The organism is Okeania sp. SIO2F4 (genome assembly GCF_010672385.1).
Taxonomy (GTDB): Bacteria; Cyanobacteriota; Cyanobacteriia; order Cyanobacteriales; family Microcoleaceae; genus Trichodesmium.
On sequence record NZ_JAAHGT010000471.1, the window covers coordinates 1 to 7,388 of the forward strand.

The 7,388-nt window shown below is 34.7% G+C and carries 4 protein-coding genes; all 4 read right to left on the reverse strand.

Features of this window, described 5'->3' with window-relative positions:
* Positions 1-67: 67 nt before the first annotated feature.
* The 4 genes from F6K22_RS25065 to metG all read right to left on the reverse strand — a co-directional run bounded on the left by F6K22_RS25065 (position 68) and on the right by metG (position 7,113).
* Complete coding sequence (locus F6K22_RS25065) at positions 68-1,144, reverse strand: tocopherol cyclase family protein (RefSeq protein WP_293104218.1); 1,077 nt, start codon at positions 1,142-1,144, stop codon at positions 68-70.
* 647 nt (positions 1,145-1,791) lie between these two features.
* A complete protein-coding gene (gene lptC / locus F6K22_RS25070) occupies positions 1,792-2,955 on the reverse strand; it encodes an LPS export ABC transporter periplasmic protein LptC (RefSeq protein WP_293104221.1) in 1,164 nt (387 codons plus the stop codon).
* Between the two features lie 1,824 nt (positions 2,956-4,779).
* Positions 4,780-5,394, reverse strand: a complete 615-nt coding sequence (locus tag F6K22_RS25075; protein WP_293104224.1) for a LabA-like NYN domain-containing protein — start codon at positions 5,392-5,394, stop codon at positions 4,780-4,782.
* A gap of 114 nt (positions 5,395-5,508) precedes the next feature.
* Positions 5,509-7,113: a methionine--tRNA ligase gene (metG, locus tag F6K22_RS25080; protein ID WP_293104226.1), complete on the reverse strand. Its 1,605-nt coding sequence runs from the start codon at positions 7,111-7,113 to the stop codon at positions 5,509-5,511.
* Positions 7,114-7,388: the final 275 nt, after the last annotated feature.

The following is a 7,388-nucleotide window of genomic DNA, read 5'->3' on the forward strand; positions in this document are numbered from 1 at the left end:
ACTCCCTCTTTTTTGGAGATATCTAATAACTGAAATGACTTGATCTGATAGTTTAAAGCTATAAATATCACTTAACCCAAGGTTGCTCCCAAGATTCCCCACCAACTTCTAACCCACACAGATCGCTCCGTGCCTCCAAAATTAACTTTGAATAACCATCCCTAACTTCCCTTAACTTCAAAGTTAAATTTCCCCGCATAGTATCTCGACACAAAAATATTAATCCCTGTTCTGACGGTGCCCGTAAAGGTGTACCGGAACAGTTAGTAGTAGCAGTCAGCTCCACCTCAAATAAATCATTTTTGGCCTGCATTTGCCATTCTCCCCAAGGCTGAATTTGCCAATGTACCTCAGAATTCCACGGTACAAACTCATAAAACTTCCCTTGGTAATGAATACCCACCAATGCCACTTCTTCCATCCACCACAATACTCCTCGCTTACCACCACCAGCAGTTAAAGCTAAATCTGATTTGTCATAGAAACTATTACAGTTCAACCAAAACCATTTTTTCGGAAAAGCGCCACCCCAATTTTTCTCACTGTAGGCTGGCGCATTAGTAAACTTGTAGATATTTCCATTCCATTCTATCCAACCAGTAGCCAAACCATGAGCCATTAATATTTGCCATCCAGGCTCAAAAATTGGTAAAAATGACAGCCAACCAGCAGTTGACTGTTGTTCTGCATCTGGGTTTCCCCAACCATATATAGGTTGTGTTTCATATTGCCAACGACAATAATTATTTGTTCCTGGATCGGAGAGAACTCCTTGATGCCAAGTAGCAGTAGCTTGATACCCTTGTTCGATTCGCTTCTCAAATACTTGTGGATCTAAATACCCAACTGGACCTGTTAAATTTGTTCGTCCCCAATGACCTAATTCTAGAACCTCCGGGGTTGCCCAAAATTTTTTCACATCTGGGAAAGTCCTACAGAGATATTCATCATTTTGACCAAGAATTTGAGCGCCACCACCACTATAAGGTTTACCACCGATAGGATCTTCTATGGAGTACATGAAGGCGAAAGTTTGTTTTTCTTCTGGTAGGGTGACTCGATAATACCAACCTTCAAAAAAACGGCGATCGCTACCATCCCAGTGATAGCCACTATGGGGTGTTTGTAGGGGATATGTTTTCACAACTGCTTAGTAATTTTGTAGAAATGATTAAGATTTTCTAGGCAAAGGGTATGATCCCATTGTTTTGGTGATATTGTGCGAGCGCACCGAAAAGTTAATCTTTTATTTGATCGATAGGAATCCCGCATCATAATCTATGATTTGATGTCGGGAGGATGTCAATGATATATTATACCACTTTGAAAAAAGGCGTTGGTGAATTTAGCTATGATTTTCATGCTTATTAAGTAGGGAATAGGCACTCTTGCAATAGAGACGTTGCATGCAACGTCCCTACTATTTAGTAACAGGATCAAGTAGTTTTTGGAGTATTTATAATTAATATAGTAAGACAGAATGCAACACCCAAATATCCAGGGCTATTTCATTCTGGAATCTAGCGAGGATTTTACTAGCAGATATTGGTTGATTAACCTTCAATCCTTGAAAAGGCATATTTTTATTAATGCACAAAAAGTCAGAAATTAGAATGAAATAGCCCTACCCAAATATCTTAATCCATAGTTTGATTCACCAACGCCTGAAAAAAGAATGCTACAAAAAAGTACATCTTGATAGGATATGCTTAAAAATAGCTGTTCCAATTCATTCATTTTTCCCATTTTTTTTCAATCAATATTTAGTCCTTCTTCCTTCTTACTTATTCTCTACTGAGGAATAATTTCTGTTACTACATTACTATTACCACCTTGAATAATAACTGTCTCATTTTTGAGTTGCCCCACTGCTCGAGGACCTCTAACATTAAATGGTGGATCGACTTGACGATAAAATACATTACCTTCTGCTTCAAAAGTTTGATTTTTCAAATACCAAGTTAGGCGATCGCTATTTAATTGAGCTTGATTTTCTTGCCCAACACCAATGACATCTCCTGATAAAACAAAAGTATTGTTCTGAAAATTTCCTTGACCTTTATTTGCTTGTAAAACTACTTTTTCTCCTTGTTCTAATACTGTTATAGGTCCTGGTGAATCAATCAAATCTTGTGGCATATTCCAAATCATCAAATCGCTACTTATTTGTAATTTTGGATTGGTTCGGAGCACCTGTACATTTTTCTTTAGAGTAACTATTTGATTTTCTAAATTTAATTCTGATTCGTCACCATAAGCACTACCAATAACTTTTTTATCTTGTAATTCTTCTATTTTTATTGGTTGATTAGCAATCATTTTTTTTTGATCTATCTGCCAAAACAATTGGTCTGTTTGTATTTTCATTACAGGTTCTTTGAACATAGCAACTACTTGACCATAGAACTCTATTCTTTTTTCTAGACTAATAACTTTTGCCGTTTGAGCTGATGCTTGTATCTGTTTGTTACTACCTGTTATATTGTTGCGAACAATAATAATTCCTGGTTCAGTCAACCATTCTAATTGTTGTCCTCTGATAGTTATTTGATTTTGGATGTCATATACTTCTATCTCTTCTATCAGTAAAATTTTGTTTCCATCTTGATATACTTCTCCTTGCAATGCAGTAATTTTATAGGCTAATTTTCCATCTCGAAACAATTCACCTTCAGGTTTAGTTACTCTCACTAATTCTTGATCTTTGACATACGAAGCTTGTTTAGATTTTACCCTCCATAACATTTCACCTGATTCAGATGCTTCTTCAAGAGTAACGTCATTTAAGGTTAAATCACTTTCTGGTGTTTGATTAGGAATAGGTTGTTCTGAGATATTTTCTTGAGTTTTATCTTGTTGATTACAAGCTGTTATTCCTAGAAGTAAAGTTACTAAGATTAATAAAGAGATTGATAATTTTTTTGAATGGGAAAAATAATTATTGTGTGTTGTCATACAAAGTCAATTATGTTCAGCTCGTGTTTCTCAATATAATTATTGTATCAGTCGGCAATAGGTAATAGGCAATAAAAAATAGGGAAATAACAGGATATCAAAGGATTAAAACAAGGCAGAAAAAAATTAATTTTTACTTTTACCAGAGGTATAATATCAAATCCGATTGAATACTTATTATATAGTTGAGTGTGGGGAGTGTGGGGAGATTGAAGTAATTATAGAATTATCAACATATATTATATAACCGGATTTTATATAAGAGAATGTTTTTCAACAAAATATTAAGGCTTTAACCGATAGGATTAATTTATATTTATGGCTAATTGGAAAAGTCTTCACTATGAGAAAACTAGCTATATTTTAGTCAATATTTCAGGAATATCTTCTGCTGGCTAATAGTTGTGTATTCTAGGCTCCCAAATATTCCCTATTCCCTGTTCTCTAATCTCTATTCCCTTTTTTAGATTTACTGATACATTCAGTCTCTAATAACAGTTTAAAAAAATATTGCTACAAAGTATTGGTTGGTAAGAGTCAGGAGCCAAGAGATACACATTTTATACACTTCTTTTAGGGAATAGCAGAAAATAAATTATCCCAATTTTTGTACTCTACTTATGTACTATATCCTGACTGGTTACTCCCTACTCCCTTACTTTTTCAATTTCTTCCCTATTCCCGTACGGGCGATTCGCTCTTCGCCCCTACTTCCTTATTTTCATAGTTAATGGGATAATTTTTTATTTGGAAGTCCCTTATATCAGAGTAAAACAACTCCACAATTGACTTAATAAGCTTATTTTAAGTCATGGAATTGTTTTTATGCTTTCGAGGGTATAGCGCTATGCGCAAGTCAAAAGTAATATTATGTCCGGATGAACAGTTAAAAATAATTAGGGAGAACTCAGGAGTCAGGTAAGAGAGCCGTCGGATTGGCGACGTACAGGAGTTAGGAGGGAGAAAGAAGGTATTAGGAGAAGAAATTTTTTTAATCACTAATTAACCGAACATGATATCAGAAGTAATCCATAAAAGGTGTTTGAGTATCAGATGCGCCGTGCAACAGCGAGGGGTCGCATATCCATAAATGTCTGTGCCCTATTTGCGTAGTACCATAACTTCTGGTATAGCTTCATGTCAGTAGCAAATTTACTAACAGTTTTATCCTAATTTTACTGTAAATATCTTTTTTGAATTTGGTATATAGGAATTCCGACTCTAAAAAATCCAAAACTTTTGCACCTTATACCAATTACCATAAACTTTCCTATACTAGGGTTTTATATTTCTAAATATTATTTGTTGGAGTAAATACTGAATATTTAGTAACTTCGGTTATGAAGGAAAGTTATTTTTGCTAGCTTCCAACTATAGGAAAATTTTTGAGAATTGGTATTATCTATAGCAATCCTAAATAGGTTGTGACAAATTAAAAAGTAGATAAAAAAAATGAAACTCCTGCCTGTTCCCTGTTCCCTGTTCCCTGTTCCCTGTTCCCTAAAAGCGGTAAGTTTTTTATACACAAATAAAATAGGACTGCTATATTTGATAAATGCTATATCTTCAAAAAAGACTCAAGGAAAGTTTTTCATCATAAGCACAAATTTTTCCAGCTTTCACTTGAATAATGCTCAGTTTTTCCGACTTTCCTTGTAGTTAAGTAATATTTAATTTTTGCTCTAATTTAATTCTCAAATCTAGACAGAAAAATGCTCTAGGTATTAATTCACTAAACTCAAAAAAAATTTACTCCACTTTTAAATTAATTATTGTTCTAAAATTTGACAAATTTTCTAAGTTAAATTAGACCAAATCTTATCCTTAATCATGTTCATCCATCAAGCCTATAGCTGATAGAGGACGATAGGTATAGCTAGGAGATTTTGAAGTTTTTTGAATGTCTTCTTTAATTTGTTCCAGGTCTATATAACGGTCAGAAACATTAATTAAACTATCGCTAGTCATAGCTCTAAGACTAACCACTTCAACCCTAACACCTCTATAACTAACAGCATCTACAGCATAAGCTAAATCTCCATCTCCACTAACTAATACAGCAGTATCATAAGAACCTACTAAAGCCATCATATCAACAGCAATTTCTACATCCAGATTAGCTTTTTTAGAACCATCAGGTAACTGTACTAAGTCTTTAGAAATGACCCGATAACCATTACGACGCATCCACAACAAAAACCCTTGCTGTTTTTCATTAGTACGATCTACTCCAGTGTAGAAAAAGGAACGTAGGAGACGAGAACCTCCTGTAAGACGAGAAAGAAGTTTCGTATAATCTATCTCAATTCCTAACTGCAAAGCAGCATAAAATAAGTTAGACCCATCAATAAAAATAGCTACTTTGCCACGATTTTCTAGAACTTGTTCTGGTGTAAATATTTCATTACACTCTATTTGTATTTGTTGATGATTCAACATGGTTTTTAACCTCAGTTTTTTTATGAAATAAAGAAATTTAATTCTTAATCAGAGATAATTTTTCAGAGAAAAACAGCGTATGTAATTTGAAAAAAAATAGTTACGATTAGCTTTTTAAGCAACAGTTTCTATCAGTTCTAGTCTTTGAAAAACAGGTTGAGGTTGCCCCAGAATTTGATTTCCTGGTAGAGCGCCCCAACTTACTTGTTTGACAAAAGTTTCTGAACTATTAATTACTGATTTATCGTTAAAATCATTTGAGAAACCTAGTTGCTGATAGATAGCATTGCTAATATTTGGAATGATCGGTGATAAAAGATAAGCTGCTAATCTAACAGACTCCAACACAGAATATAACACTTCTGCTACGGCTTCTAATTGACCCTGTTTATATAAACTCCACGGAGCAGTTTCGTCTATATATTTATTGCAGGTTCTAACTAAAACCAATACGGCTTCACAAACTTGACTAAAAGCTAAAGAGGCGTAAGCTTGAGTAACTTCTTCGCCCAAACTAATGCCTATTGTTTTAAGTGGATGAGTAACTTCTATTTCCTCACCATTAATATTAGGAATTTGACCATTAAAGTATTTATGAGCCATTTTCAGGGTACGATTTAGTAAATTCCCCAAGTCGTTTGCTAAGTCAGCATTTAGGACATTAATAAAGCGGGTTTCACTAAAATCACCATCAACTCCAAATTCGATTTCCTTGAGAAAATAATAACGAACTGCATCAGAGCCGTACTTTTGGATTAATTCAAAAGGGTCTAAAGTATTACCTAAGGATTTACCCATCTTCTTGCCATCTTTGGTCAAAAATCCATGTCCAAATACACCGCCAGGCAGAGGTAAATCTGCTGACATTAGCATTGCTGGCCAATAAACAGCATGGAAACGTAATATATCTTTCCCAATTAGATGCAGATTAATCGGCCACCATTTTGATAAAGCATTCTCTAGAGTGGGTTCACTATCAGGATCTAAAAGGGCTGTGACATAACCTAATAGAGCATCAAACCAAACATATATGGTATGGTTGGGATCGATAGGTAGTTGAAAGCCCCAATCCACATTAACTCTAGAGATTGAAAAGTCTTGTAATCCTTGATTGACAAAGCTTAAGACTTCATTCCGACGGCTTTCGGGTTGAATAAATTCTGGCCTTTCTTGGTAGAAAGCTTGTAGTTGTTCCTGATACCTGGAGAGACGAAAGAAGTAGTTTTGCTCATCGCGCCATTCTACTTTTTGGTTAGTATGAATAGCACAATATTTATCTTCTAGAAGTTCGCGCTCTTCTTTAAATTCTTCACAAGATACGCAATACCATCCTTGTTGCTGACTTAAGTAGATATCGCCTCGATCCCAAACTCTTTGGAAAAATTCTTTAACAATTTGTTCGTGGTTGGATGCAGTAGTACGACTAAAACGGTCATACTGAATATTTAGCTGTTGCCAAAGAGATTCAAATCCTGTAACTACTGAGTCACAGTGTTCTTTAGGAGACCTTCCTTTGTTCTGAGCTGTTCTTTGAATTTTCTGGCCATGCTCATCTGTACCAGTAATCATCAGCACTGATTTACCTTGTAGCCTTTGAAAACGAGCTACCGTATCGGCGGCAATAGTGGTATAAGCACTGCCTATATGTGGTAAATCGTTGACGTAGTAAAGGGGAGTTGTAATGGCAAAGGTATTTTTAGTTGTATATATGTTTTTCATGGAAAATCAGAATTAAATACTTTTGATTTGAACTGGTAATGGCAATAATCATTTTGGAGTCTAGTAGTATCGACCTAATTTGATTTACTACTTGGCTTAACTATTTGTTTGCTGACTTAAATTAACTTGATTATGATTTGCTAATTAAGCTAACAATATCCCCTACCCTAACAGTAATGCTGTTGTATTGTTCTTTGATAATTTCTCAAAGAAATTTTAATTATTGGTATTTTGATGTTATTATTCTTACAGAATATATATTTATTCAGAGTCTA

Coding starts and splice junctions, on each gene's coding strand:
- metG (WP_293104226.1), bottom strand. CDS start 7,113: ATGAAAAACATATATACAACTAAAAATACCTTTGCCATTACAACTCCC.
- F6K22_RS25075 (WP_293104224.1), bottom strand. CDS start 5,394: ATGTTGAATCATCAACAAATACAAATAGAGTGTAATGAAATATTTACA.
- lptC (WP_293104221.1), bottom strand. CDS start 2,955: ATGACAACACACAATAATTATTTTTCCCATTCAAAAAAATTATCAATC.